The sequence below is a fragment of the Allobosea sp. 05T438 genome (assembly GCF_056396025.1).
In genome coordinates this window covers 735,927-761,870 of sequence record NZ_JBFTKQ010000002.1, presented here as the reverse complement: position 1 = coordinate 761,870, position 25,944 = coordinate 735,927, and the positions used below count along the sequence as shown (strand labels likewise).

The 25,944-nt window shown below is 66.6% G+C and carries 21 protein-coding genes; 14 read left to right on the top strand and 7 right to left on the bottom strand.

The window, feature by feature from the left end; genetic code table 11:
* Positions 1-38 precede the first annotated feature (38 nt).
* The 3 genes from aspT (AC1DIN_RS07415) (at position 39) to aspT (AC1DIN_RS07405) (ending at position 5,173) form a co-directional block, all read left to right on the top strand.
* On the top strand, positions 39-1,730 hold the full coding sequence (aspT, locus tag AC1DIN_RS07415; protein ID WP_476809234.1) for an aspartate-alanine antiporter: 1,692 nt from the start codon (positions 39-41) through the stop codon (positions 1,728-1,730).
* Positions 1,731-1,779: 49 nt separating this feature from the next.
* On the top strand, positions 1,780-3,399 hold the full coding sequence (locus AC1DIN_RS07410) for a bifunctional aspartate transaminase/aspartate 4-decarboxylase (protein ID WP_476809233.1): 1,620 nt from the start codon (positions 1,780-1,782) through the stop codon (positions 3,397-3,399).
* Between the two features lie 88 nt (positions 3,400-3,487).
* Entirely contained in the window at positions 3,488-5,173 is a 1,686-nt protein-coding gene (gene aspT / locus AC1DIN_RS07405) for an aspartate-alanine antiporter (protein WP_476766096.1), read from the top strand.
* A gap of 57 nt (positions 5,174-5,230) precedes the next feature.
* Here aspT (AC1DIN_RS07405) and AC1DIN_RS07400 read toward each other — a convergent pair whose 3' ends face one another.
* Positions 5,231-6,118 carry a DMT family transporter gene (locus AC1DIN_RS07400; RefSeq protein WP_476809232.1) on the bottom strand — a complete coding sequence of 296 codons (888 nt, stop codon included), beginning with the start codon at positions 6,116-6,118 and terminating at the stop codon, positions 5,231-5,233.
* Between the two features lie 82 nt (positions 6,119-6,200).
* Between AC1DIN_RS07400 and AC1DIN_RS07395 the strand changes: the two genes are divergently transcribed.
* Together AC1DIN_RS07395 and hemC are read left to right on the top strand one after the other, a co-directional pair.
* Complete coding sequence (locus tag AC1DIN_RS07395) at positions 6,201-7,628, top strand: aminotransferase-like domain-containing protein (RefSeq protein ID WP_476809231.1); 1,428 nt, start codon at positions 6,201-6,203, stop codon at positions 7,626-7,628.
* 105 nt (positions 7,629-7,733) lie between these two features.
* A complete protein-coding gene (hemC, locus tag AC1DIN_RS07390) occupies positions 7,734-8,672 on the top strand; it encodes a hydroxymethylbilane synthase (protein WP_476809230.1) in 939 nt (312 codons plus the stop codon).
* A 108-nt stretch (positions 8,673-8,780) separates the two neighbouring features.
* Here hemC and AC1DIN_RS07385 read toward each other — a convergent pair whose 3' ends face one another.
* From AC1DIN_RS07385 to AC1DIN_RS07375, 3 genes are all read right to left on the bottom strand, one after another.
* The gene (locus tag AC1DIN_RS07385; protein ID WP_476809229.1) at positions 8,781-8,987 is read right to left on the bottom strand and encodes a hypothetical protein; all 207 of its coding nucleotides are present in this window, start codon (positions 8,985-8,987) and stop codon (positions 8,781-8,783) included.
* Between the two features lie 102 nt (positions 8,988-9,089).
* Positions 9,090-9,239, bottom strand: coding sequence for a hypothetical protein (locus AC1DIN_RS07380; RefSeq protein ID WP_476809228.1), 150 nt, complete (start codon positions 9,237-9,239; stop codon positions 9,090-9,092).
* Positions 9,240-9,524: 285 nt separating this feature from the next.
* A complete protein-coding gene (locus tag AC1DIN_RS07375; protein WP_476809227.1) occupies positions 9,525-10,508 on the bottom strand; it encodes a DNA topoisomerase IB in 984 nt (327 codons plus the stop codon).
* A gap of 226 nt (positions 10,509-10,734) precedes the next feature.
* Between AC1DIN_RS07375 and AC1DIN_RS07370 the strand changes: the two genes are divergently transcribed.
* The 6 genes from AC1DIN_RS07370 (at position 10,735) to AC1DIN_RS07345 (ending at position 18,550) form a co-directional block, all read left to right on the top strand.
* The gene (locus tag AC1DIN_RS07370) at positions 10,735-12,219 is read left to right on the top strand and encodes a M81 family metallopeptidase (RefSeq protein WP_476809226.1); all 1,485 of its coding nucleotides are present in this window, start codon (positions 10,735-10,737) and stop codon (positions 12,217-12,219) included.
* Between the two features lie 42 nt (positions 12,220-12,261).
* A complete protein-coding gene (locus AC1DIN_RS07365) occupies positions 12,262-13,887 on the top strand; it encodes an amidohydrolase (protein WP_476809386.1) in 1,626 nt (541 codons plus the stop codon).
* A 122-nt stretch (positions 13,888-14,009) separates the two neighbouring features.
* Positions 14,010-15,605: an ABC transporter substrate-binding protein gene (locus tag AC1DIN_RS07360; protein ID WP_476803965.1), complete on the top strand. Its 1,596-nt coding sequence runs from the start codon at positions 14,010-14,012 to the stop codon at positions 15,603-15,605.
* A 212-nt stretch (positions 15,606-15,817) separates the two neighbouring features.
* Positions 15,818-16,753, top strand: coding sequence for an ABC transporter permease (locus tag AC1DIN_RS07355; protein ID WP_441471385.1), 936 nt, complete (start codon positions 15,818-15,820; stop codon positions 16,751-16,753).
* Positions 16,754-16,761: 8 nt separating this feature from the next.
* A complete protein-coding gene (locus tag AC1DIN_RS07350) occupies positions 16,762-17,583 on the top strand; it encodes an ABC transporter permease (RefSeq protein WP_441471384.1) in 822 nt (273 codons plus the stop codon).
* A 10-nt stretch (positions 17,584-17,593) separates the two neighbouring features.
* Positions 17,594-18,550, top strand: coding sequence for a succinylglutamate desuccinylase/aspartoacylase family protein (locus AC1DIN_RS07345; protein ID WP_476809225.1), 957 nt, complete (start codon positions 17,594-17,596; stop codon positions 18,548-18,550).
* A 17-nt stretch (positions 18,551-18,567) separates the two neighbouring features.
* Here the strand turns inward: AC1DIN_RS07345 and AC1DIN_RS07340 are convergent, their stop codons facing one another.
* Positions 18,568-18,882 (bottom strand): hypothetical protein, encoded by a 315-nt coding sequence (locus AC1DIN_RS07340; RefSeq protein WP_476809224.1) that lies wholly within the window; start codon positions 18,880-18,882, stop codon positions 18,568-18,570.
* 212 nt (positions 18,883-19,094) lie between these two features.
* Between AC1DIN_RS07340 and AC1DIN_RS07335 the strand changes: the two genes are divergently transcribed.
* Positions 19,095-20,189 carry a diguanylate cyclase domain-containing protein gene (locus AC1DIN_RS07335; protein ID WP_476809223.1) on the top strand — a complete coding sequence of 365 codons (1,095 nt, stop codon included), beginning with the start codon at positions 19,095-19,097 and terminating at the stop codon, positions 20,187-20,189.
* A 21-nt stretch (positions 20,190-20,210) separates the two neighbouring features.
* Here the strand turns inward: AC1DIN_RS07335 and AC1DIN_RS07330 are convergent, their stop codons facing one another.
* Together AC1DIN_RS07330 and AC1DIN_RS07325 are read right to left on the bottom strand one after the other, a co-directional pair.
* Entirely contained in the window at positions 20,211-22,199 is a 1,989-nt protein-coding gene (locus AC1DIN_RS07330) for an acetyl/propionyl/methylcrotonyl-CoA carboxylase subunit alpha (protein WP_476809222.1), read from the bottom strand.
* Between the two features lie 8 nt (positions 22,200-22,207).
* Positions 22,208-23,785, bottom strand: a complete 1,578-nt coding sequence (locus tag AC1DIN_RS07325) for an acyl-CoA carboxylase subunit beta (protein ID WP_476809221.1) — start codon at positions 23,783-23,785, stop codon at positions 22,208-22,210.
* A gap of 222 nt (positions 23,786-24,007) precedes the next feature.
* On the opposite strand from AC1DIN_RS07325, the gene AC1DIN_RS07320 reads away from it, so the two are divergent.
* Positions 24,008-25,186: an acyl-CoA dehydrogenase family protein gene (locus tag AC1DIN_RS07320; RefSeq protein ID WP_476809220.1), complete on the top strand. Its 1,179-nt coding sequence runs from the start codon at positions 24,008-24,010 to the stop codon at positions 25,184-25,186.
* A gap of 112 nt (positions 25,187-25,298) precedes the next feature.
* Positions 25,299-25,895: a TetR/AcrR family transcriptional regulator gene (locus AC1DIN_RS07315; protein ID WP_441471377.1), complete on the top strand. Its 597-nt coding sequence runs from the start codon at positions 25,299-25,301 to the stop codon at positions 25,893-25,895.
* The last annotated feature ends 49 nt before the right edge of the window (positions 25,896-25,944 follow it).

Here is a 25,944-nt window from a genome sequence, read left to right as displayed (position 1 = left end):
GTTCGTCGATCCCGACTGCCAGCAATTGGGGGAATGGAATGTTCGACTGGTTCGCTGCCACCCTGAGAAGCTACCCGGAGATCTCGCTCTTCCTCTCGCTGGCGATCGGATACTATGTCGGCGGCTTCGCCTATAAGGGCTTCAGCCTCGGCGCGGTGACCTCGACGCTGATTGCCGCCGTCATCATCGGCCAGCTCGGCATCACGATCTCCCCCAATGTGAAATCGACCTTCTTCCTGCTCTTCCTGTTTGCCGTCGGCTACGGCGTCGGCCCGCAGTTCGTTCGCGGCATTGCCAAGGACGGCGCGCCGCAGGCGATCTTTGCGGTTGTCGTCACCGTGTTCTGCCTGGCGGTTCCCGTCGCGATCGCGAAGATCGCCGGCTACCATCCGGGCTACGCGGCCGGCCTCTATGCCGGATCACAGACGATCTCGGCCTCGATGGGTCTGGCGACCGACGCCATCAACCGCCTTGGGCTGTCGGCCGAACAAACCAAGGAATATCTCGATGCCATGCCGGTCGCCTATGCGGTCACCTACATCTTCGGCACCGTCGGTTCGGCCGTCGTTCTCGCCCAGCTCGGCCCGAAGCTGCTCGGGATCGATCTCGCCAAGGCCTGCAAGGACTACGAGGCCCGGCTCGGCGGCGGCAAGGAGATCGGAGGTCCGGGCTCCGTCTGGCGGCGCTTCGAGCTCCGCGCCTTCCGGCTCCGCACCGGCGCCAAGGTCGCCGGCATGCGCGCCGCAGAGGCCGAGGCCCTGGTGCCGGACGCCCGCGTCTTCGTCGAGCGCATCCGCCGCAACGGCGTCATCGAGGACGCGACCGCCGACACGATTCTGCGGGAGGGGGACGTCATCGCTCTCGCCGGTCCGCGCGAGACGCTGGTCAACCTGATCGGTCAGAATGCCGAGGAGATCGAGGACCCCGAGCTGCTCGACCTGAAGGCCGAGGGCGTCGACATCTACGTCACCAGCAAGGACGCCGATGGCAAGACGCTGACCGAGCTCTCCCAGATGCCGGCGGCCCGCGGCGTCTTCCTGCGCAAGATCGTCCGCGGCGCGACCGCCGTCAGCATCCCGATCCTGCCGGACACGATCATTCATCGCGGCGACATCCTGACCGTCGTCGGCCGCACCCAGGACATCGCCGCGGTCGCGAAGACCGTCGGCCATGCGGATCGCCCGAGCGATGTCGCCGATGTCGCCTTCATCGGCGGTGCGATCACGCTCGGCGCGCTCATCGGCGCGCTCGTGTTCAAGGTCGGCGGTGTCCCGCTGACGCTGTCGACCGCAGGCGGTGCGCTGATCTCCGGTCTCGTCTTCGGCTGGCTGCGGTCGGTGCGCCCGGTCTTCGGCCGCATCCCGAGCTCGACCGTCTGGTTCATGAATTCGGTCGGCCTCAACATGTTCATCGCCGTCGTCGGCATCTCGGCCGGCCCCGGCTTCGTCAAAGGGCTGCAGACGCAGGGCGTCGGCCTCTTCCTCTGGGGCGCTCTGGCGACGGCCGTCCCGCTGATCCTGGCGATGTTCGCCGGCAAGTATGTGTTCCGGTTCGATCCGGCGATCCTGCTTGGCGCCTGCGCCGGGGCGCGCACCACGACGGCCGCCCTCGGAATGATCTGCGAGACCGCGGGCAGCCAGGTTCCGGCGCTCGGTTACACCGTGACCTACGCGGTCGGGAACACGCTTCTGACCATCTGGGGCATGGTGATCATCATTCTGCTGACCTGACAAAACCAGGCGAAACCATTCGATTTCAGGCTCATATCAGGAGTTTGTCATGGATCCTGTCACTCTGCGGAGCTTCGAGAAACTCAGCCCCTTCGAGATCAAGGACGAGCTCATCCGCCTTGCCAAGCTGACGGCTCAGGACTCGTCGATCGCGATGCTCAACGCCGGCCGCGGCAACCCCAACTGGGTGGCGATGACACCGCGCGAAGGCTTCTTCCTGCTCGGGCAATTCGCGATCACCGAAAGCCGCCGCGTGATGAACAAGCCCGCCGGCATCGGCGGCATGCCCAAGGCCGACGGCATCGCCGCGCGGCTGGAGGATTGGCTGACCGCGCACAAAGATTCCCCCGGCGCCACCTTCTTGCGCGAGATGGTCGCCTTCGCCGTCAAGAAGTTCGACTTCAAGCCTGATGCCTTCGTGCACGAGCTGGTCGACTCGATCATCGGCGACAACTACCCGGTGCCGGACCGCATGCTCGTCCACAACGAGCGCATCGTGCACGAGTACCTGATGTGGGCGATGTGCGGCGAGCCGCGCCCCCCCGGCCAGTTCGACCTCTATGCCGTCGAGGGCGGCACGGCGGCGATGTGCTACATCTTCAAGTCGCTGAAGGCCAATAGGCTGCTGAACCCCGGCGACACGATCGCCCTGGCGACGCCGATCTTCACCCCCTATCTCGAAATGCCGCATCTCGAGGATTACGGCCTCAACATCGTCACCGTGGCGGCGCCGCAGGAGAACCGCTTCCAGTTCACCGACGAGGAGCTGAAGAAGCTGGAGGACCCGAAGGTCAAGGCCTTCTTCGTGGTCAACCCCGGCAATCCCTCCGCTGTCGCGCTGAGCGAGGAGACGATCGCCAAGATCGTCAAGCTGGTCACGACGAAGCGCCCCGATCTGCTGCTCCTGACCGACGATGTCTACGGAACCTTCGTGAAGGGCTTCCGCGGCCTGCTCGGCGCGCTCCCGCGCAATACGATCGGGGTCTACTCCTACTCCAAGTATTTCGGCTGCACCGGCTGGCGGCTCGGCGTCATCGCCATCCATCGCGACAATATCTTCGACAAGGCGATCGCGAACCATCCCGAGAAGATCCTGACGGTGCTCGATACGCGGTACGGGCCGCTGACGCTGAAGCCGCGCGAGATGAGGCTGATCGACCGCATCGTCGCCGACAGCCGCGACATCGCCCTCAACCACACCGCCGGCTTGTCGCTACCGCAGCAGGTGATGATGTCGCTGTTCTCGCTGTCCGAGATGATGGACGAGGCCAAGCTCTATCAGAAGACCTGCATGGATATCGTCAGGTCTCGCGCCGACAGGATGATCGAGGGATTGGGCATAGAGGTGCCCGACAATCCGCTTCACGACCGCTATTACGGGCTGGTCGATTTCGAGTTCTGGGCCAACAAATATGTCGGCCCCGAGGTGGTGGCCTATATGAAGCAGCACATCCACCCGCTCGACATCGTGTTCAGGCTGGCCGAGGACCACGGCATCGTGTTGCTGAACGGTGGCGGCTTCCATGCGCCGGACTGGTCGGTGCGCGTCTCCTTCGCCAATCTCGACGACGAGGTCTACAGCCAGATCGGCCGGGCGACGCGTGCGGTCGCTCGTGGCTATCGGCAGGCCTTCGAGGCCTACAAACTCGCCCTCAAGGAGAAGTCCTGAGGGCCGCGCTGTCGCGCAGGCCTGATGGCCGATCAGCGCCATCGGGTCGTTCCGCTCTATGCGAGAGCGCATTTGCGGGGAGGGGGGCATGAGTTTCGTCGTTGACGCCTTGCGTGGCAATCCCGAGCTCGCAATCTTCCTGACCATCGCCCTCGGTTTTCTGGTCGGCCGGCTGAAATTCGGCAGCTTCAGCCTCGGCATCGTCGTCGGCTGCCTGCTGGCGGGCGTCGTGATCGGCCAGCTCGATATCAAGGTGCCTGCCGCGGTGAAGGCGGTCTTCTTCGATCTGTTCCTGTTCACGACCGGCTACAAGGTCGGCCCCCAGTTCTTTCGCGCCCTCAAGCGCGATGCCATTCCACAGGTCGCGCTGACGGTCGTGCTCTGCGTGACCTGCCTCCTCTCGGCATTCGGGTTCGCGAAGCTCCTCGGCTACGACATCGGGACTGCTGCCGGCCTGCTCGCCGGCGCCTTTTCGGAATCGACCGTGATCGGAACCGCGGGCGAGGCGATCCAGCGCCTCGATCTTCCCCAGTCCGAACGGACGGCGCTGGTCAACAACATCCCTGTCGCCTACGCCGTCACCTATCTCGTCGGCACCGCCTCGCTGGTCTGGTTCCTGCCGAAGATCGGCCCGAAGCTGATGGGCATCGATTTGAAGGAGACCGCGGCCGCAATGGCCTCGCAATCATCGGGGCAGGTCAGCGAGGCAGACGGCGTGGTCTCGGCCGCGCGCCTTTTCGATACGCGGACCTATCGCGTCACCAATGAGCAGTTCGTCGGTCGGACTGTCGCCGAGATCGAGGCGCTTCCACGCGTGGCGCGTGCCTACCTGCTGCGCATCCGTTCAGGCGATACCCTGCGCGAGCCCGAGCCCAATCTCGTGATCCGCGCAGGCGACATCGTCGCCGTCATGGCCCGGCAGGAGGTCCACGCAAATCACGGCGACCTCATCGGCCCGGAGGTCAGCGATCCCGGTCTTCTCGATATCCCCATCGAGTCGCTCGACGTGGTCCTGACCAACCGTTCCCTCGACGGGCAGCGCTTGGCGGAGCTCGCTAATCAGGATTTCGCCCGCGGCGTCTTCCTCGCCCGGCTGATGCGCTCCGGTTTGGCCATGCCGATCGAGGCGGAAAGCAAGGTCAATCGCGGCGATGTCCTCTCGATCATCGGACCGATGCATGCAGTCGAACGCGCTGCGGAGAAACTCGGCTACCCCGACAGGCGGACGTCTGCGACCGACATGGTGTTCGTCGGTCTCGGCATCTTCCTGGGCGGTCTGGTCGGGCTCCTGAGCGTCGTCGTCGGCGGGATCCCGCTGACGCTGACCGCCAGCGGCGGCGCGCTCATCATGGGGCTGGCCTTCGGCTGGCTGCGGTCGGCCTATCCCTACTTCGGCCGCATACCCGAACCGGCGATCTGGATCTTCGATACGGTCGGCCTGTGCGTGTTCATCGGCATCGTCGGCCTCGGCGCGGGCCCGAGCTTCATCTCCGGGCTGAAGACGACCGGGCTCAGCCTGGTCGTCGTCGGGCTCGTCTCCGCGCTGCTTCCGCACACGCTGGGCATCCTCTTCGGCCGATATGTCCTGAAGATGGATCCCCTCATCGTGCTCGGCGCCTGTGCCGGAGCGGGCACGATCACGGCTGCTCTCAGGGCGATCCAGGACGAAGCTCAGAGCAGCGTCCCCGCTCTGGGCTACACAGTGCCCTATGCGATCGGGAACATTCTCCTGACTGCCTGGGGGCCGATCCTGGTCGCGCTGATGGCCAGGTAACCCTCTCCGCCTCGGCCCGCTTCTGATGCTTCGGTGCCGCGGCGAAGCCTGCGAGGCTCACGCGAAGCGCTTTGCGCCCGCAACGCAGAGGACAACCACGCCCGTCACTGCGACCATCGTCCAGGCGATGGGCTCATGCAGCAGCAGGCCGGCAAGCAGCAGGCCGAAGAAGGGCTGCAGGAGCTGGAGCTGCCCGACGCCGGCGATGCCGCCCAGCGCCAGCCCGCGGTACCAGAACACGAAGCCGACCAGCATGCTGAAGACCGAGACATAGGCCAGGCCGAGCCAGGCGGGCGTCCCGATGCCCTGCCAGGATGCCGGGAGGAACAGCAGCGTCAGCACGGCCATCGCCGGCAGTGACAGCAGCAGCGCCCAGGAGATGACCTGCCAGCCGCCGAGCCGGCGCGAGAGCGCCGCACCTTCGGCATAGCCAAGGCCGCAGAGCAGGATGGCGGCGATCATCAGCAGGTCGCCGGTGAGCGAACCGCCCTCGCTATGGGCGAGCGCGAAGCCTGCGACGGTCGCAGCGCCGACCACGGAGAACAGCCAGAAGGCCGGTTTCGGCCGCTCGCCGGCGCGCATCACGCCGAACAGTGCCGTCGCCAGCGGCAGCAGCCCGACGAACACGATCGAGCGGGCCGCCGCGATGTGCTGGAGCGCCAGCGCCGTCAGCAGCGGAAAGCCGAGAACGACGCCGAGCGCGACGATGGCGAGCGGGCCGAGATCGGAGCGTTCCGGCCGCTTCTGGCGCAGCAGGACGAGGAAGAACGCGCCCAGAAGCGCCGCGATCACGGCGCGGGCGGAAGTGAGGAAGAGCGGCGAGAAGCCGGCGACGGCGACGCGCGTGGCCGGCAGGGAGCCGCTGAAGATCAGCACGCCGATGAGGCCGCTGCCCCATCCCTTGCCGGCCCCGTCCTGCTGCATCGTCGCTGCCCTGTTCTGCATCCTCGCAGGTCTAGGCAGTCTGCGCTGGCCGGAACAGTGACAATCCGATACATTCGATTGGAACTGTATGGGTATGGACATCATGACAGTTGTCGATCCGAGCGTAGTCGACGCCGGGCAGGGGCGGACGGCGGTGGTGATGGCCGCCATTCGGGACAAGCTCGCGGCTCGGTCTCTGGCCCCTGGCGACCGGTTGCCGTCGATCCGCCGTTTCGCCGCGACGATGCGGGTTTCGCCGTCCACCGTTGTCGAGGCTTATGACCGGCTGGCCGCGGAAGGCCTGATCCGCGCCCGCCAGGGCTCTGGCTTCTATGTCACCGGCAATGGCCTGCCGCCCCTGGCATTGACGCAGGCCGCCTCGCCGCACGAGCGCGCTGTCGATCCCTTCTGGGTCTCGCGCCAGTCGCTCGATGCGGATGAGGCCGCTCTGAAGCCGGGTTGTGGCTGGCTCCCGGCCGACTGGATGCCGGGCGAGGCGCTGCGCCGCGGCTTTCGCGCTTTGGCGCGGGCGCAGGACCCGGTTCTCTCCGAATATGGCGGGACGCGCGGCTCGCCGGCGCTGCGACGCCATCTGCTCGGGCGTTTCGCCGAGGAGGGGCTCGCCGCCGGTCCCGAACAGCTCCTGCTGACCGGGTCGGGGACGCAGGCGCTCGATCTGGTCTGCCGCTTCCTGCTGCGGCCGGGCGACACCGTCCTTGTCGACGATCCCTGCTATTTCAACTTCCAGGCGTTGCTGCGGGCACATCAGCTGCGCGTGCTCGGCGTGCCCTATACGCCATCGGGGCCGGACGTCTCGGCTTTCGAGGCGCTGGTTTCTGCCGAGCGGCCGCGCCTCTACCTCACCAATTCCGGGCTGCACAACCCAACCGGGGCCAGCCTCTCGTCGCAGACGGCCTTCCGTGTCCTGCAAATCGCGGCTGCTCAGGATCTCACCATCGTCGAGGACGAGATCTTCGCCGATTTCGAGCCGGAACGGTCGCCGCGCCTCGCTTTGCTCGACGGGCTCGACCGGGTGATCCGCATAGGCAGCTTCTCGAAGACGCTCTCGGCCTCCCTGCGCTGCGGCTACATCGCCGCGCGCGCGGATTGGATCGATGGGTTGGTCGACCTTCAGGTCGCGACGAATTTCGGCGGCCCCGGCCCGGTCGCGGCCGATCTGGTCGCAGGCGTGCTCGCCGAGGGAGGTTATCGCAAGCATATGGAGGAGGTGCGCCGCCGCCTCGCCCAGGCTCGCCGCGAGGCCGCCACCCGGCTGGAGATGCTCGGCATCGTGCCATGGCTGATGCCGCGCGGCGGCTTCTACCTCTGGTGCCGCCTGCCTGAGGGCGTCGATTCCGCCGGGCTTGCGCGGCTGGCTGTGGCGCGGAACGTTGTGCTGGCGCCCGGCAACGTCTTCAGCGTCTCGCAAGGCGCGGGCGGCTTCATGCGCTTCAATGTCGCCCAGTCGCGCGATCCGCGTGTGTTTGAGGTATTGCAGCAGGGGATGGAGGAGCTACGGCAGGGCGGTTGATCAGGCGCAGCGCCCGCGTGCGTGCGCGCCACTCGTCAGCCAGCTGCCCCCCTGTTATAGACCGCCGCAACCGGCCCGGCCGGATAGGATCGAAAGTAAGAAGTCATGCATCTGAGGATCGGCACGCGCCGCAGCCCGCTGGCGATGGCGCAGACCAATCAGATCATGGGGTTGATCCGGGAGAAGTTTCCGGAGACGGAATTCACCCTCTGCCAGATCGCCACCATCGCTGATCGTGACCGCGTCTCCGAATTCCATCAGTTCGGCATGGTCGGTGTCTTCGCCGTCGAGCACGAGCAGCAGCTCGTGCGCCGCGAGGTCGATTTCGTCGTTCATTCCCTGAAGGACCTGCCGACCGCCCTGCAGGAGGGCCTCGTCCTTGCCTCCGTGCCGCCGCGCGAGGACCCGCGCGACGCGCTCTGCGGTGCGACGATGGCTTCGCTCCGGGAGGGGGCTCGCATCGGGACCGGCTCGCTGCGGCGCCGCGCGCAAATCCTCAACCTGCGACCCGACGTTACCGTCGTGCCGATTCGCGGCAATGTCGGCCCGCGCCTCGCCAAGATCGGCGGCGACGATCCGCTCGATGCCGTCATCCTCGCCCAAGCTGGGCTGCGCCGGCTCGGGCTGGACGTTGCATCGTCCGAGGTGCTGGCATCCGAGCTTTTCCCCTATGCCGTCGGGCAGGGGGCGCTGGGCCTGGAAGCCCGCGCCGACGATGCCGCCGTGATCGAGATCCTGCAGGCGATCCAATGCCCCAAGGCTCGTGCAGAGGTCGAAGCCGAGCGCGAGATGATGCATGCGCTGGGTGCCGGCTGCAGCTTGCCGGTCGGTGCCTGCGCCAGCTGGGCCGATGGCCGCCTGACCCTGCACGCGCAGGTCACGTCCGTCGAGGGAGCGGAGCGTGTCGAAGCCAGCGACAGCGCCGCGCCCGAGCAGGCGCGGGAACTCGGCCTCGCCGTCGCCGAGGAGCTGAAGTCGCGCGGCGGCGGGGCGATCCTCGAGAAGAGCTACCGCGGCTACTACCCGACGTTCAAGACGCTGTAGCTTCAGCGAGAAGCCTCATCAGACAGAAAGGCCCGGCATCCTTGTCGGGGTGCCGGGCCTTGTCATGGCCACCGTCGCATGCAGGCGAGTGGCCGCTTCGTGATGAGGTCAGAGCCGGACGGCGACCTCGCCATGCCGTGCGGCGAACTGCGCCGCCTCCTTCCAGAAAAGCATCCAGGCAGGCTGCGGGCTTTCGTATCCCGGTTCCTGCATCGACATCGTATAGGGGCCCTTGTTGCCGGCCGGCTTGTCGGGGTCGAGCCGCGCAGCCCTGCACATCGCGCGGGCAATGCGCTTGATTCTCTCTTCGTCCATGTCTGTCTCCGCCGCCAGGATTCAGCGGCGACGAAACGCGGAAGCAAACAGGCAGGTTCCCGAAAATCTCAGGAAAATAAATGAAATAACGATATCAGTATCTTAAATGGGATCTCGCGGATCCTCGGCGCTCGGCTTGTCGAGCATGGTGGCGCCGGGCCCCCGCGCGCCTGCCCAACGCGCCGCCAGCGCAATCCCCAGTGGAATCGCGATCACGACGATCCACACAACGAAGCCCCAATCCCTGTTCATTCCATCAATTCCGTCCAGAGCCTTCGCCAGACGGTAGCTTCTTCGCGCCTGCCTGGAAATCCGTCTGCGGCGGCTCCTCCTCATACTCGAATGGCGGGGCGGGGCCTGTCGGATGGGCGGAGTGCGGCGACGGCCCGGGGCGCTTTCCGGTGGCCACCGACTGAGCGGGCGGCTGCGGCGTCTCGATCGGCTTTGGTGAACCGACACGGTTGAGCATCTCGGCCTCCATGGGTGCATGTCAGATACTGGACCAAGCTGCGAGCCGCGGCATTGTTCCCGCTGGCTTCAGCCCGCCAGCAGCCCGAGCGCGCGCTCGATCCGCGAGCACCCAGCTCGGGCGCGAGCCCTGGCGTAGCTGCGCTGCAGCCGCCCGCTGGCATAGGCATCGATGACGATGGCGTGGACATAGCTCTTGCGCACCACGGCCGGCGTGTTGACGAGGCGCTCCGAGACCGCGCGCATGATGTCGGCGAGCTGGCGCTTGCGTCCGGCCTCGCTCGCGACCTCCTCTGCAGCCAGCAGCAACTCCGCTGCCGCAGCGTTGGCGGCGAGCATCCGCAGATCCTTGCTGCTGACCGGCAGGCCGCAGGCCTGCTTCAGATAAGCGTTGATCTCGGCCGCATGGATCGCCGCGACGGACCCATCTTCGCGGCGATATTGCAGCAGCCTGCGCCCTGGCAACGCGGCGATKCGCGTGAGCGCCCGTGCCAGCGGAGCGTCGTCGACCGTGCAGGCGATCTCCTTGCCGCCCTTGCCGCGGAAATGAAGCGCGACCCGCGTGCCCGTGAGCGCGACGTGCCGCTTCAGCAGCGTCGACGTGCCATGGCTGCCGTTGCTCTTCGCATAGCTCTCGTTGCCGACGCGCAGGTGGCAGCGGTCGATGATGGCGGCGGCGCAGGCGAGGGCCTTGTCGTGGGAAAGCGTGCGGGCCTTCATGTCGCCGGCGATCCGGGCCCGCAGCTTCGGCAGAGCGGCGATCAGCCGGCCCAGCCGCTTCAGCTTGCGGCGTTCGCGCACCTTCTCCCATTCGGGATGGTAGCGATGCTGCAGACGGCCGGCCTCGTCATGGCCGATCGCCTGAAGATGCGCCCGCGGGTCGGTGGCGATCCGGACATCTTCATAGGCCGGGGGGATCGCGAGGGAGCGGATGCGCGCCAGCGTGTCCTCATCCGTGATTCTCTCGCCCTCCGCATCGCGATAGCCGAAGAAGCGCCCGTGACGGACGCGGCGGATCGTGAGTTCGTCAGACGAAACGCGCCGCAGTCGCATCCTGGCGGGGCGTCGTTTAGCTTGCGGGGAGACCGGCATGGCGTGGGCTCGCAGATCACTGCTGCGGAAATGCGCCGGCACCGACTTGGTTCCGCCGAGTTCAGCATACTCACCACATTTCGACAAGCACCCTCATTCGAGGGGGCGTATGCGTGGAAATCAGTGGCATTGCGAATGCGTCTCGCCAAAACTGTTAAAAAATTTGAACAAGACGACGAGGGAGAGAATGACGCGGCGCGTGCTGATTGCCGAGTTCATGCATGAGACGAACACCTTCAGTGTTCAGCTCACGGACGAAGCCACTTTCCGGGCGCACGGCGCCTTTCTGGGCAATGAAATCCCCGAGGCCTTCCGCGGCACCCGCACCTCAATGGGCGCGGCCTTCGAGGCTGCCGACAAGTTCGGCTGGAGCCTGACTCATCCGCTGGTGACCGGTGCCAATCCCTCGGGCCGCGTCACCGATGCCGCCTTCGACGTCTTTGCCGGCCACATCGTCAATGCTGCCGATGGCGTCGACGGCGTGCTGCTGCACCTCCACGGCGCGATGGCGACCGAGAGCTCGGATGATGGCGAAGGCGAGTTGCTGGCGCGGCTGCGCAAGCGCGTCGGCCCGGATGTGCCGGTCGTCGCGGTGCTCGACCTGCACGCAACGGTTACGCAGCTCATGGCCGACAACGCCAACGCGTTGATCTCCTACCGCACCTATCCGCACATCGACCAGTATGAGCGGACCTGGCAGGCGGCGGAACTGCTCGAACGCGCGATGAAGGGCGAGATCAGGCCGAAGGTCGCGCTCGCCCGCCGCCCGATCCTCTATGCTCTCGACGGCGGGCGCACCACCTCGCCGCCGTTCCTGGAATTGCTGCGCCGGGGCGATGCGCTGGAAGCCTCCGGCGATGCGCTGGTCGTCAGCGTTCAGGCCGGCTTCTCCTCGGCCGACGTCCACGACATCGGCCCGTCGATCGCGGTCACGGCCGACGATCGCGGCAAGGCGCAGGCCGTCGCCGAAGAGCTGATGGACTACGCCTGGGAGCAGCGCCGCTTCTCCTCGATCCATTTCACGCCGCTGGCCGAGGCCATGGCCCGCGCCAAGGCTGGCGAGGCCGACGCCGGAAAGCCCGGCTACAAGCCTGTGGTGATCTCGGATTATTCCGACAATCCCGGCTCCGGCGCCTATGGCGATGCCACCAACCTGCTGCGCGCGGTCCTTGACGCGAAGCTGAAGAATGTCGGCTTCCACGCGATCTGCGACCCCGAAGCTGCGCTCGCGGCTCAGGCGGCCGGTGTCGGCAATCGCGTCAGGCTGAAGCTCGGCGGCAAGGTCGATCCCAGCATGGGCGGCGGCCCGCTCGATCTCGACGCCCATGTCGTCGCGCTGACCGACGGATACTTCATGTGCTACGGCCCTATGGCCGGCGGCGTCTGGCGCAATTACGGGCTCTCGGCCCTGCTGCGCGTCGACGATGTCGAGATCATCGTCATCACTCATAACGGCCAAGCGACCGATCTCGCCCAGTTCACCTCGCTCGGTGTCGATCCGACACGGAAATCGACAGTGATCGTCAAGTCGATGCAGCACTTCCGCGCCGCCTTCGAGCCGATCGCGCGCGAGGTGCTGGAAGTCGATACCGGCGCGATCTCGACGCGCAATTTCAAGGAGCGGCCCTACCGCAAGGTGCGCCGGCCGATCTTCCCGCTCGACGACATCTGAAGCCCGGCCGCAAAGCGCCGGCGAAGACAGCAAATGCAGGAGATAACCATGGCGGTTCATGCCGATATCGTGCTGCGCAACGGGCCGATCTGGTGCGGGCGCGAGGACGGCGTCGTCGAGGCGCTGGCGATCTGGCAGGGCCGGGTGCTCGCGGCCGGAAGCGATGGCGAGATCGGACCGCTCGTCGGGCCGAAGACGCGGGTAATCGATCTGAAGGGCCGTCTGGCGACACCGGGTCTCAACGATTCGCACCTGCATCTCGTCTCGCTCGGCATGACCATGGGCTGGGTCGATTCCAAGCCCGAGGCCGCGCCGACGCTGGAGGCGCTGCTCGCCGCGATCTCGGCCCGGGCTGCGACGCTGAAGCCCGGCGAGTGGGTTCTCTCCCGCGGCTACGACCAGACCAAGCTTGACACCGGCCGCCATCCCTATCGCGAGGAGCTCGATCGCGCCGCGCCGAACAATCCGGTGATGCTGGTCCGCACCTGCGGCCATATCGCGATCTGCAACTCGGAGGCGCTTCGTCTCGGCGGCATCGACGAGAAGTCGCCGACGCCGCAGGGCGGCCTGATCGAGCAGCAGAACGGCCGCCTGACCGGCCTGCTTGCCGAGAACGCCCGCGCCCCGGTGCAAGCCGCGATCCCTGCTGCCACCGAGGAGGATATCATCGCCGGCATCGAGCGCGGCGGCCGCTACCTGCTCTCGCTCGGCATCACCAGCTGCATGGACGCTGCGGTCGGCCAGAAGGGCGGCTTCGGCGAGATTGCCGCGTATCACCGCGCCAAGCGCGACGGGCGCCTGCCGGTGCGCACCTGGCTGACCTTGCTCGGCGACGACGGCCGCTCGATCGTGCCGCAGTGCTACGACGCAGGGCTGATCTCGGGCACCGGCGATGACATGCTGATGATCGGTGCCGTGAAGCTCTTCCTCGACGGTTCGGCCGGCGGGCGCACCGCCTGGATGACCGAGCCCTATCTCGGCGAGGACAAGACCACCGGCGTCTGGATGTGGGAGGATGCCGAGCTCGAACGCATGGTGCTCGACGCCCACAAGAAGGGCTACCAGCTCGCCTGCCACGCCATTGGCGACGCTGCGATCGAACAGCTCATCACGGCCTATGAAAAGGCGCTCGCTGCCCATCCCGATCCAGATCGCCGTCATCGCATCGAGCATTGCGGCTTCTCGACCCCGGCCCAGCACGAGCGCATGGTCAAGGCCGGGATCTATCCCTGCCCGCAGCAGGTCTTCATCCATGATTTCGGCGATGCCTACGTCAAGGTCCTCGGCCCGGAGCGCGCGCTGCCGAGCTACCCCTTCCGCACCTGGTTCGACCTCGGCCTGAAGCCGGCGACGGGCAGCGACGCGCCGGTCTGCGACCCCAACCCCTTCCCGAACTTCCACACCATGCTGACCCGCCAGACCTGGAAGGGCACGGTGATGGACGAAGGCCAGCGCGTCTCGATCGAGGAGGCCCTGCAGGCCTACACCGAATACGGCGCCTTCTCTCAGAAGCAGGAAGCCGTGAAGGGGCGGCTCGCCCCCGGCTTCCTCGCCGACGTTGCGGTGTTCTCGCGCAATCTGCTTGCGGCCGATCCGGCGGATATCCTCAAGGACACGCGCTGCGATCTCACCATTCTGGGCGGCGAGGTCGTCTACGAGCGGGCGTGAGGCCGGCTTCGACCGCGCAGGGGAAGACAAGCGCGGCAAAGCCATTATGGTTCCACTTGGAAGCAAACAACTCCGGATCAGCCGGAGCCGATGAGAAAAAAACGGGAGGAATAATCGTGTTGTTGAAGAAATTTGCCTTTGCCACCGCGCTGACGCTGGCGGCTTTTGCAGTGCAGGCGCAAGCGCAGGCCCAGGAGCCGCGCCGTGGCGGGACGATCCGCTTTACGGCGCCCTATGGCGCATCCTTCGTCAGCAATGACAGCCATGTCTCGAACCAGATCCAGGACGAGATCTACGGCTATGCGCTGCACAGCATGCTCTACAAATGGGATGCGAAGGCCGGCAAGCCGGCGCTCGACCTCGCCAAGAGCGTGACGGTCTCGCCGGACGGGAAGGTCTACACTTTCAAGCTGCGCGACGATGCGCTCTTCCACAACGGCCGCAAGATGACGGCCGACGACATCATCTGGTCCTATACCCGCCTCATGGACGGGGCGAAGAACTATCCGGGCGCGCGCTACATCGCCCGCATCGTCGGCGCCAGCGATGTCCAGAAGGGCCAGGCCAAGGAGATCTCCGGTCTCAAGAAGATCGACGACTACACGCTCGAAATGACGCTGACGGACAAGGCCGATCCCGGCTATTTCCTGTTCAGCGCGATGACCGCGATCCTTCCGGCCAAGGAAGCGCAGGCTCCCGACTTCTTCAACAAGCCGATCGGCCTCGGCCCGTTCAAGTTCGTCGAGCACGTGCCCGGTTCGCGTATGGCCTTCGAGCGCTGGGATAAATACTACCAGACCGGCAAGCCCTATGCCGACAAGCTCGTCATCTCGCCGATGGGCGAGGCGGCTGCGCGCGACGTCGCCTTCCGCAACAAGGAGATCGATGTCTCGATCCTCGGTTCGACCCAGTACGTCGCCTACAAGGCCGATGCGAACCTCTCGAAGGGCATTCTCGAGGTCGCCGAGGTCTTCACCCGCAACATGGGCATGAATCCGAGCTTCAAGCCCTTCTCCGACAAGCGGGTGCGCCAGGCGATCAACCACGCCATCGACAGCGACCTGATCATCAAGCGCCTGGTCCGTGACAAGGCCTATCGCGCCGCGGGCTGGCTGCCGCTGTCCTCGCCGGTCTTCGACAAGGACGCCAAGCCCTACGCCTACGATCCGGAAAAGGCCAAGAAGCTGCTGACCGAGGCCGGCTATCCAGACGGCTTCGAGTTCGAATGGACCGCGACGCCGAACGAGAGCTGGGGCATTCCGATCGTCGAGGCGACGATCCCGATGCTCGCCAAGGTCGGCATCAAGGTGAAGGTCAAGCCGGTCGAGACCTCGGCCCTGGGCGGTGTCGTCGTGGGCGGCGACTTCCAGGCCTTCATCTGGTCGAACACCTCCGGCCCTGACTCGCTGACGGCGCTGAAGTGCTTCCACTCCGCGACGCCGCGCTCGTCCTGCAACTACACCACCTTCAAGAACGCGGCCTATGACAAGCTGATCGACGACGCCTCGGCCGAGAACGATCCGGCCAAGCAGCTGGAGCTGCTGAAGAAGGCCAATGCCATGCTGCAGGATGAGGCCCCGGTCTGGTTCTTCAACTACAACAAGGCGGTCATGGCCTATCAGCCCTGGCTGCACGGCCTCCAGCCGAACGCGACCGAGCTCGCGCTGCAGCGCTACGAGGACCTCTGGGTCGACGCTTCCTCGCCGGCGGCGAAGTAAGCGGTGTCTGCCTCCTCCATCTGGGCCCGGAGCCCAGATGGAGGGACCGCCCCGGTCATCCCGGACAAGCCGCGTCAGCGGCGCTGATCCGGGATCCATGCCTGAACCGTTCCGGCATGGATCCCGGGTCTCCGCGTCGCTACGCCCGGGATGACGGCGGAGAATGATCTTTCCGATAGCGGCACGTTGATCGCCGCAATCAGGGGTTCGCCATGTTGCCATATATCGCGCGTCGCTTGCTTCAGGCGATCCCGATCCTGCTTGCGGTCGCGGCGCTGATCTTCGTGCTGTTCAGCGTCATCCCAGGCAATTTCGCCACCAGCCAGATGGCTGACGGGCGCAGCAATATCGACGCCGAAACCATCGCGCGCATGAACGAGCAGTTCGGTCTCAACGACCCGCTGCCGCTGCGCTTCGCGAAATATGTCGGCGGCCTCGCCACCTTCGATCTCGGCAATTCCTTTCGCACGCGCCAGCCGGTGATCAACCAGATCGGCGAGCGGCTCTGGCCGAGCCTTCAGCTCGCGCTCGGGGCCATGCTCTTCGCCATCGTCATCGGCGTACCGCTCGGTTTCCTCGCGGCGCTGAAGCCGGGGAGCTGGGTCGACATGCTCTCGATGGTCTTCGCCGTCTCCGGTCTGTCGCTGCCGATGTTCTGGCTCGGCCTGCTGCTGATGTACGGCTTCGCGCTGACGCTCGGCTGGTTCCCGAGCTTCGGCTATGGCGACGGCGATCCGCGCTACATCGTGCTGCCAGCGATCGCGCTCGGCGTCTCGCCGCTTGCGTTGTTGGCGCGCACGACGCGCGCAGCGGTGCTCGAAGTCATGCACGCCGATTTCGTCCGCACCGCCCGCGCCAAGGGCGCGGGTTCCTACCGCGTCATGCGATGGCATGTCGCGCGCAACGCGCTCGTCATCGTGCTGACCACGCTCGGCCTGCAGTTCGGCTCGGTTCTTGGCCAGGCGGTCGTCGTCGAAAAGCTCTTCGCCTGGCCTGGCCTGGGTTCGCTGTTGGTCGACAGCGTGACCTGGCGCGACATCCCCGTCGTGCAGGGCTGCATCCTGACGATCGTGCTCTTCTTCCTCGTCGTGAACATCGCCGTCGACGTGCTCTGCGCCGTCGTCGATCCGCGCATCAAGTACAGCTAGGCCTTCCCATGAAATTTCGTGCCAATCTCTGGATCGGGGGGGCCTGTTTCGCGCTCGTCGTGGCAGGCGGTGTCTTCGCGCCCTGGTTTGCCCACACCGATCCCGTCATGGACGCCAACCTGATGAACGCCGAAATCCCGCCGGGATCGGAATTCTGGTTCGGCACCGATGCGCAGGGGCGCGACATCTATAGCCGCGTGCTCTACGGCGCCCGCATCTCGCTGACGGTCGGCATCGTCTCGCAGCTCATCAACACGGTGATCGGCGTCGCGCTCGGCCTCTCCGCCGCCTATTGGGGCGGCTGGTGGGACGATTTTGTCAACGGCCTCACCAACATGATGCTCGCCATTCCCTCGCTGATATTCGCGCTGGCGATCATGGCGATCCTCAACCCCGGCCTCACCAGCCTGCTGATCGCGCTGGGCCTCACCAATTGGTCCTTCACCTGCCGGTTGACCCGGGCCGCGACGCTTTCGGTGAGGCAGCTGGGTTATGTCGAGGCCGCCCGCTCGCTCGGCTACGGCACCTTCCGCATCATGCTGACGCAGATCCTGCCCAACATCGCCGGCCCGATCATCGTCATCGGCACGCTCGGCATGGGCGGTGCCGTGCTGGCGGAGGCCTCGCTCTCCTTCCTGGGCCTGGGAATCCGCCCGCCCTTCCCAAGCTGGGGCAGCATGCTCTCGGATGCGCGCGACCAGATCTCGACCGCGCCCTGGATCTCGATCTTTCCGGGTCTCGCGATTTTCCTGACCGTGCTCGGCCTCAACCTGCTAGGTGACGGGCTGCGCGATATCCTCGATCCGCATTCGCAGCTTCGCAAAGCCTGACAGTAGACCGATGACGACCCAGCACCTGATCGATCCTCCGCTCGAAACCATCCGCTTCCACGGGCTGAAGGCGGGGCCGAAGCTCCTCGTCCTCGGCGCCGTCCATGGCAACGAGACCTGCGGGCCCAATGCCATCGCCCGCGTGATCGAGGATTGCCGGGCTGGTCGCGTCGCGATCCAGCGCGGCGAGGTCACCTTCCTGCCCGTCGCCAATCCCAAGGCCTATCGGCAGAACACCCGAGAGGGAGACCGCAACCTCAACCGCGACCTGCGCGAGCGGCCGCAACCGAGCGACAACGAGGACCGGATCGGCAACCGCCTCTCCGCGATCCTGCGCCAGCACGACATGCTGCTCGACGTCCATTCCTTCACCGGGGAGGGCGTGCCCTTCGTCTTCTTCGGGCCGGACGACAACCGCGGCGAGCTCGAGCCCTTCCGCCATGGCCCGGCCGAAGCCGCCTTCGCCGCCAGCCTCGGCGTCGACCTGATGATCCATGGCTGGCTCGACATCTATGTCCGGCTGATCGCGGCACGGGAACGGCTGAACCTGCCGCGCCTCGCCGTCACCGAGGGCTTCGGCACGACCGAGTTCATGCGCTTCGCCGGCGGCTATGGCGTGACGCTCGAATGCGGTCGCCACGACGACCCGGCTTCCGTCGATGTCGGCTACAAGGCGATCCGCAATGCGCTCGCCCATGTCGGTTTGACCGAAGAAGCGCCGCCGGCTCCGGCCGAGCGCGTCGTGGTCCACATGGACGATCTGGTGATCTGCGAGGCCGAGGGCGACCGCGTCGAAGGCGCGTGGAAGACCGGCGACCGCGTCGCCGAGGGAACGCCGATTGCCCGCCGCGCCGACGGCACCGTCGTCACGATGCCGCGCGACGGCTTCATCATCTTCCCCAACCCCAAGGCCAAGCCCGGCGAGGGCATCTGCTATCTCGGCAGCGAGAGCCACCGCCGGCCCTGAAGCCGGGGGGCCTCGCATCAAGGCACGGCGCCACGCTTGTTGCCGAAGCCGGGGATGTAGCAGCTGCAGCCGGTGCCCGAAGGCAGTGGCGGCGTGGGGCAATCGCCGCGACTGGTGACGCAGATGTTGTTGTAGCGCTGCCGATAGCGCGGCCGGTCATAGCCATAGGGCGGCGGGGGCGGGCGGTCGTAGCCGTAGGGCGGAGGCGGCCGGTCGTACCCGTAAGGCGGCGGAGGAGGACGGTAGGGGTCGTAATACTGCGCGCCTGCTGGAATGGCCGACAGCAGCATAGCTCCGGCGAAAGCCGAGAGAGCGAGCCTGTGGCGAGTCATGGTCTTCCCTTTCCGCAATCTCGCCGTGACGAGAGGCGGCGAGACGAGCTTGGGCGATTTTAGCCGGAGCGCGATGAACAAAAGCTGAGCCAGCGGTTCCGAAGCCGCGATTGGTAAAATGCCCTGCATCGGGCTGAGGGAATCTTAGGTCCGCGCGCGTAGGACATGGTGCCATGCATCTGCTGATGAGGCCCCGCAGGCGAGCAAGGCGGTTGCCCGCCGAGATCGAGATCGAGATCATCTCGAGACTCTTCGCAGCCTTGCCGCAGATTTTGTGCATCGCGGCTGGCCTGATCATTGGCTCCGCGATCATGGCCGTACAGACCGGCGAGCCGATCTTCTGGTGGATCACCGGCGCGGGCGTGATCACGACGATCGCACGCGTCATCAACATCGTCGGATTCAAGCGCCGCGATCCCGCCCGCAGGCTGACTCTGGAAGAGGCGCGGGCCTGGGAGAAGGGGTATGCCTATACGGCCTTCGCCTTCACCGGCGTGATCGCGACCTTGACGGTCGGTGCGGCCTATCTCGGCCATACCGGCGGCTTCGTGCTCAGCCTTGGCCTCAACATGGCGCTGACGGCCGGCTCTTATCTGCGGACGCTGCGCTACTGGATTTGTGCCGGGCTTTCCTCGCTCGCCATCGGCGCGCAGATCGCTGCCTTCCTGCTCTCGGGCGATGCGCTGTATCAGGCGCTCAGCGTCTTGCTCGGGGTCTATCTGTACTCGATCTTCGAGAGCTCGGATCACATCATCGGCCAATTCGAGGAACTGATGATGGTGCGGCGGGAACTCGATTTCGCCGCGAGCCATGATTCGCTCACCGGCCTTGCCAATCGCCGAGGTCTCGATCGAGCCCTCGATGACGCCTGCGCGAAGGAGGAGGCCCTCGGCCTTCTCCTGCTCGATCTGGACGGCTTCAAGCAGGTCAACGACCGGCACGGCCATCATGGCGGCGACGATCTGCTCAAGCAGGTGGCAGGGCGATTGCAGGGCGTCATACGCCCCGGCGATGTTGTGGCCCGTCTCGGCGGCGACGAGTTCGCCATCGTGGTCCGGGAAACCGACGATATCGCGGTTCTCTCTGATGTGGCGGACCGGGCCCTGGCCGTTCTGCAGGCCCCGTTCATCGTGCTGGGACAGCTCGTGTCGGTGGGTGCCAGCGTCGGCGTCTCGGTCAAGCCGGCGCTTGATCCGGAGCGCTGGACGGCCGAGACCCTGAAGCGCGCGGCAGATCAGGCCCTCTACGGCGCCAAACGCGCAGGCAAGGGCCGCAGCATGATCGCGGCCTTGGACGACGTCGCCTGACGCCCCACGCGGGCGACGGAGTCAGTTCGGCTCGATGGCGATCAGGAGCTCGCCCGCCGCCGCGGTCGCGCCCTGCTTGGCCGCAACCCGCGTCACGATGCCGGTCGCCGGGCTCTTCAGGTCCATGAAGAGCTTCATCGATTCCAGCACTGCGACGACCTGTCCGGCAGCGACGCTATCGCCTTCCTGGACATGAATGGCGGCGACGGTGCCCGGCATAGCCGCCCGCACTGCGTCGCCGGAGCCGCCCGCGGCTTCGCGCGCCGCCGCCTCCGCTGCGACCGCAAGCGCGATCTCGATCCGCCCCTCGAATGCGCCCCAGCGCAGATGGACTCCGGTCTTGTCGCGCACCGCATCGACCGTCAGGCGCCGGCCGTCGAGCATCACCCGCCATCGCGTCGGGTCGGCTCCTGCTGCGACCGAGACCTCGGTTTCTTCGCCGTCGGCCATGACGCGGAAAGCGCCACCCCGGCTTTCGACCCTGATCCGGCTGGTCTGGCCCGCATGGCTGAGGGTGAGATGGCTCTCCGCGGGCTTGCCCGCCGTCCCCAGCAGCCGGAAATCGGTCAGCGCCCCCCAGGGCCCCGCCGCGATCGGCTTGGTCCCGGCGAGCCAGATCGCTGCCGCGAGAGCATCGCGCTCCCGCGCAGTGCCGGCGCGCAGCCGCCAGCCCCCAGGCCAGGTCTCGCCGATGAACAACGTCGTGGCCTCGCCACGCGCGAACACCGGCTGTCTCAGCGCATCGACGAGGAAAGGCCGGATCGTCGCCGGGCCGAATACCGTCATGCGCTCCAAGCCATCGGCGAGGCGCCAGCTTGCCGCCTCCCGGTCGGGGCCATGGGCGATGACCTTGGCGAGCATGGAATCGTAGAAGGGCGAGACGGTGCCGCCGGTTTCGACGCCGCTGTCGACGCGCAGCCCCTCCGGCTCGCGCCAGAGCGTGATCGTGCCGGTGTCGGGCTGGAAGCCTTCCTCGGCCCGCTCCGCCGTCAGCCGTGCCTCGATGGCGTGGCCGATGCAGGCGATCTCCTCCTGGCGCCGCGGCAGCGTCTCGCCGGCGGCGATGCGGATCTGCCATTCGACCAGATCGAGCCCCGTGATCGCTTCCGTCACGGGATGCTCGACCTGCAGGCGCGTGTTCATCTCGAGGAAGAACACTTCCTGCGTCGTTGCGTCGACAAGGAATTCGACGGTGCCGAGATTGTCGTAGTCGATGGCGCGGGCGAGCTTCAGCGCATGCGCATGCAGCGCGGCGCGGACCTCCGGCTTGAGATTGGGGGCAGGGGCCTCTTCCAGCAGCTTCTGGTTTGAGCGCTGCACCGAGCAATCGCGCTCGAAGAGATGGACGATATTGCCGTGCCTGTCGCCGGCGACCTGCACCTCGACATGGCGCGGCCGCGTCACGAATTTCTCGATCAGCAAGCGGCCATCGCCGAAGGCGGCTTCGGCCTCGCGGCTGGCGGTCGCGATGGCGGCGTCGAGATCGGCTTCGATCTCAACCTTGCGGATGCCCTTGCCGCCGCCGCCGGCCGAGGCCTTGACCATGACTGGCAGACCGATGCGCAGCGCCGCGCGCTTCAGCGTCGCGGGAGCCTGATCGGCGCCGTCATAGCCGGGCACGCCGGGAACCCCGGCCTCCCGCGCGATCTGCTTGGAGCGGATCTTGTCGCCCATTGCCTCGATGGCTTGGGCGGAGGGACCGACGAAGGTGATGCCGTTCGCCTCGCAGGCGGCGATCAGATCCAGCCGTTCCGACAGGAAGCCATAACCCGGATGGATCGCCTGTGCGCCGGTCTTGAGCGCGGCGTCGATGATGCGGTCGGCGCGCAGATAGGAATCGCGCGCCGGGGCGGGGCCAATATGCACGGCCGTGTCGGCGAGCCGGACATGCAGGGCGTCTCTGTCGGCCTCGGAATGGACCGCGACCGTGCGGATGCCGAGCTTGCGGCAGGTGCGGATGATGCGGCAGGCGATCTCGCCGCGATTGGCGATGAGGAGGGTGTCGAACATGGCGCCGCTCACATCCGGTAGACCGGCCGCGGGCCGGTATCGCGCGTCTCGCCCGCTGAAAGGGCGAGGCAAAGGCCCAGCACGTCGCGCGTCTGCTGGGGCTCGATGATGCCGTCGTCCCAGAGCCGGGCCGTGGCGTAATAGGGGTCGCTCTGCTCCTCGAACTGGGCGCGGGTGCGCTTGTCGAGCTCGGCGATGGCCGCTTCGTCGCCCGAACCCTTGAGCGATTGCCGGCGCAGTTCCGTCACCACGGTAGCCGCGACCTCCGGGCTCATCGTCGCGATCCGGGCATTCGGCCAGGAGAACAGGAAGCGTGGCCGGAAGCCGCGCCCGCACATGCCGTAATTGCCCGCGCCATACGATCCGCCGATCAGCACGGTGTATTTCGGCACGCGCGCATTCGAGACGGCATAGACGAGCTTGGCCGAATGCTTGGCGATGCCGCCGCGCTCGGCCTCCGTGCCGACCATGAAGCCGGTGATATTCTGCAGGAAGAGCAGCGGAATCTGGCGCTGGTCGCAGAGCTCGATGAAATGCGCGCCCTTGATGGCGCTTTCCGAGAACAGCACGCCGTTATTGGCGAGAATCCCCACGGGATAGCCGTGGATATGGGCGAAGCCGGTGACGAGCGTCGCGCCGTAATCCGGCTTGAAGGCGCTGAAGGCGCTGTCGTCGGCCACGCGTGCGATGACCTCCCGCACGTCATAAGGTCGGCGCAGATCGGTCGGGACGATATCGACGAGTTCGGCCGGGTCGAGCTTTGGCGCGGCGGGTGCTTGCGGCGGCGGCGCGACCTGGCCGATTTCGCCGAGCGCGCCGACGATCTCGCGCAGCTTGGCGAGCCCCTCCATCTCGGTTTCGACGAGGTGGTCGCTGACGCCGGAGACCAGCGTATGCATTTCCGCCCCGCCCAGCGTCTCGCCATCGACGATCTCGTGGATCGCCGCCTTCACGATCGGCGGGCCGCCGAGATGGATGCGCCCCGTCCCCTTCACCATGATGACCTGGTCGGACAGCGCCGGGATATAGGCGCCGCCCGCCGTCGCGCCGCCGAAGACGATCGAGATCTGCGGGATGCCCGCGGCCGACATCCGGCACTGGTTATAGAAGGAGCCGCCGAAATGGTCGCGGTCCGGGAAGACGCGGTCCTGTTCGGGCAGGAAGGCGCCGCCGCAATCGACGAGGTAGAGGCAGGGCAGCCGGTGCTCCTCGGCGATCTCCTGTGCCCGCAGATGCTTGCGAACGGTTTCGGCGAAGAAGGAGCCGCCCTTCACCGTGGCGTCGTTGGCGATCAGCATGCAGGCGCGGCCCTGCACGATGCCGATGCCGGTGACGATGCCGGCGCCCGGCACCTCGTTGCCGTAGAGTTCCCAGGCTGCAAKCGGTGACAGTTCGAGGAAGGGCGTCTGCGGATCGAGGAGGAGATCGATGCGCTCGCGCACCATGATCTTGCCGCGCGATTCATGCCGGGCGCGCAGCTTCTCGCCGCCGCCTTGCGCGATGAGGCCGTGGCGCTGGCGCAGCGTCTCCAGCATGGCGGAGAGCGGGGGAGGGGCGGTGACCGCTGAAGAGGTTGCTTCCGACATGCCGATTCCCGCTGGCCGTCATCCCGGGCGGAGCGACGCGGAGACCCGGGATCCATGCCTGAACGGTTCCGGCATGGATCCCGGATCGGCGCCGCTGACGCGGCTTGTCCGGGATGACCTGTTCTCCTTAGGCAAATGACGGAACTTGATCTCGCCGTAACATTCACCTACCGTCCGGTAGGTAGTCAGATCGCGGCGCCGCGGTCAAGCAGGGAGAAAGCCATGTCGGCCGTCGAGACGCTTGCAGGCGAGGGCGCGCGTCGCTCGCCCTATTTCACCGAGGAGCATGAGGCGCTGCGCGATCAGGTTCGCCGCTTCGTCGAGACCGAGATCAAGCCGCACGCCCTGAAATGGGAGGAGGACGGCTTCGTCCCGCGCGCGGTGCTGCGCCGGATGGGCGAACTCGGCTTATTCGGTATTCGTTATCCGGCCGAATATGGCGGCTCGGAGATGGATACGCTCGCGACCGTCGTGCTGGCGGAGGAACTCGGCCGCTCGACCTTCTCGGGCGTCGCCATCACCGCGCTGGTCCACACCGACATGGCCTCGGTCCATATCGCCAATGCCGGCAGCAAGGCGCAGAAGGACCGGTATCTGCCGGCCATCATCGCCGGCGAGAAGATCGTCGCGGTCGCCGTCACCGAACCGGATGCCGGCTCGGACGTGAAGGGCATCCGCACCACGGCGCGGCGCGAGGGCGACCATTACGTCCTCAACGGCGCCAAGATGTTCATCACCAACGGCGTCTACGCCGATCTCTACTGCGTTGCCGCCAAGACCGATCCGGCGGCCAAGCCCTCGCAATCGGTCTCGATCTTTCTCGTCGAGAAGGGCACGCCCGGCTTCTCGGTCTCCCGCGCGCTCGACAAGCATGGCTGGCGCTCGTCCGATACTGCCGAGCTTTCCTTCGTCGATTGTCGCGTGCCGGCCGAAAACCTGCTTGGGCAGGAGGGCCGTGGCTTCTACGCGATCATGAGCAATTTTCAGAACGAGCGCACCGTGATCGGCGCGATGGCGATCGGGGAGTCGCAGGCCGCCATCGACCTGACGCTGGACTATGTGAAGACGCGAAAAGCCTTCGGCGCGCCGCTCTGGGAGAAGCAGGCGATCCGCCAGCGACTCGCCGAGCTTGCGGGCAAGGTCGAGGCCGGCCGCCAACTCGTCTATCACGCCGCCTGGCTCGATGCGCAGGGCTTCGACGCCACCCGCGAGGTCTCGATGGTCAAGGCCTACTGCGGCGAGCTGGTCAACGAAGTCATGTATGACTGCCTGCAGTTCCATGGTGGCATGGGCTACATGCGCGAAAGCGCGATCGAGCGCATGACCCGCGACGCCCGCGTCCAGTCCATCGGCGGCGGCGCCACCGAGGTGATGCTCGAAGAGGTGGCGAAGCGGCTGTGATGCTGTTGCGCGCCCCTTCAGCCGTCATGCTCGGGATTGACCCGAGCATCTCATGCCAGAGATTCTCGGGTCTGCGCTTCGCTTCGCCCGAGAATGACGTGGGCTCCTGCGCATGACTGTCGCCGCCGACCGCAGCCCGCGCGACACCGAGAACAGCTCGCGCCGCCTGATCCTCGACCATGCCGCGCGGCTGCTGCGGAGCGGCGGCTACCATCAGACCACGCTGCGCGAGATCGCCGAGGCCGTCGGCATCCGCAAGGCGAGCCTCTACTACCACTTCGCCTCGAAGGAGGAGATCGTCGAGGCGGTCGTGAACGACGGTGTCCGCTTCGTGCATGAGGGCGTCGTTGCCGCGCTCGCCGCAACGGAAGGGGCGCTGCCACGTGAGCGGCTGGAGGCGGCGATCCGGGGCCATCTCGCGGCGCTGCACGGCCATGGCGACTACACCTCTGCCAGCATCAAGGTCTTCAACTTTGGTGCGGCTCCGGTGCCGGAAAGCGTGCGTGCCGTGCGACGCGCCTATGAGGAAGTCTGGCGCCGGCTGATCGCGGAGCTGCAGCAGGCTGGCGCTCTGCCGGCGGAGCGCTCGCCGGACGTGCTGCGCCTCTTCCTGCTCGGCGCGCTCAATGGCTCGACCGATTGGTACAGACCCGAACGCTTCGAGATCGATGCGCTGGCGCGCGAGTTCGCGGCGCTTCTCTCGCCATGATGCGCCGGTCGCTCCGCCCTCCGCGCAAGGGCGGACGGCGTCGGCGTAG

Excerpts from the sequence above, each read along its gene's own strand:
- AC1DIN_RS07345 (WP_476809225.1), top strand. The coding sequence starts at position 17,594 with ATGACGACCCAGCACCTGATCGATCCTCCGCTCGAAACCATCCGCTTC.
- AC1DIN_RS07400 (WP_476809232.1), bottom strand. The coding sequence starts at position 6,118 with ATGCAGAACAGGGCAGCGACGATGCAGCAGGACGGGGCCGGCAAGGGA.
- AC1DIN_RS07350 (WP_441471384.1), top strand. The coding sequence starts at position 16,762 with ATGAAATTTCGTGCCAATCTCTGGATCGGGGGGGCCTGTTTCGCGCTC.
- AC1DIN_RS07385 (WP_476809229.1), bottom strand. The coding sequence starts at position 8,987 with ATGGACGAAGAGAGAATCAAGCGCATTGCCCGCGCGATGTGCAGGGCT.
- AC1DIN_RS07330 (WP_476809222.1), bottom strand. The coding sequence starts at position 22,199 with ATGTTCGACACCCTCCTCATCGCCAATCGCGGCGAGATCGCCTGCCGC.
- hemC (WP_476809230.1), top strand. The coding sequence starts at position 7,734 with ATGCATCTGAGGATCGGCACGCGCCGCAGCCCGCTGGCGATGGCGCAG.
- AC1DIN_RS07320 (WP_476809220.1), top strand. The coding sequence starts at position 24,008 with ATGTCGGCCGTCGAGACGCTTGCAGGCGAGGGCGCGCGTCGCTCGCCC.
- AC1DIN_RS07380 (WP_476809228.1), bottom strand. The coding sequence starts at position 9,239 with ATGAACAGGGATTGGGGCTTCGTTGTGTGGATCGTCGTGATCGCGATT.
- aspT (WP_476809234.1), top strand. The coding sequence starts at position 39 with ATGTTCGACTGGTTCGCTGCCACCCTGAGAAGCTACCCGGAGATCTCG.
- AC1DIN_RS07370 (WP_476809226.1), top strand. The coding sequence starts at position 10,735 with ATGACGCGGCGCGTGCTGATTGCCGAGTTCATGCATGAGACGAACACC.
- AC1DIN_RS07410 (WP_476809233.1), top strand. The coding sequence starts at position 1,780 with ATGGATCCTGTCACTCTGCGGAGCTTCGAGAAACTCAGCCCCTTCGAG.
- AC1DIN_RS07395 (WP_476809231.1), top strand. The coding sequence starts at position 6,201 with ATGACAGTTGTCGATCCGAGCGTAGTCGACGCCGGGCAGGGGCGGACG.
- AC1DIN_RS07315 (WP_441471377.1), top strand. The coding sequence starts at position 25,299 with ATGACTGTCGCCGCCGACCGCAGCCCGCGCGACACCGAGAACAGCTCG.
- AC1DIN_RS07340 (WP_476809224.1), bottom strand. The coding sequence starts at position 18,882 with ATGACTCGCCACAGGCTCGCTCTCTCGGCTTTCGCCGGAGCTATGCTG.
- aspT (WP_476766096.1), top strand. The coding sequence starts at position 3,488 with ATGAGTTTCGTCGTTGACGCCTTGCGTGGCAATCCCGAGCTCGCAATC.
- AC1DIN_RS07355 (WP_441471385.1), top strand. The coding sequence starts at position 15,818 with ATGTTGCCATATATCGCGCGTCGCTTGCTTCAGGCGATCCCGATCCTG.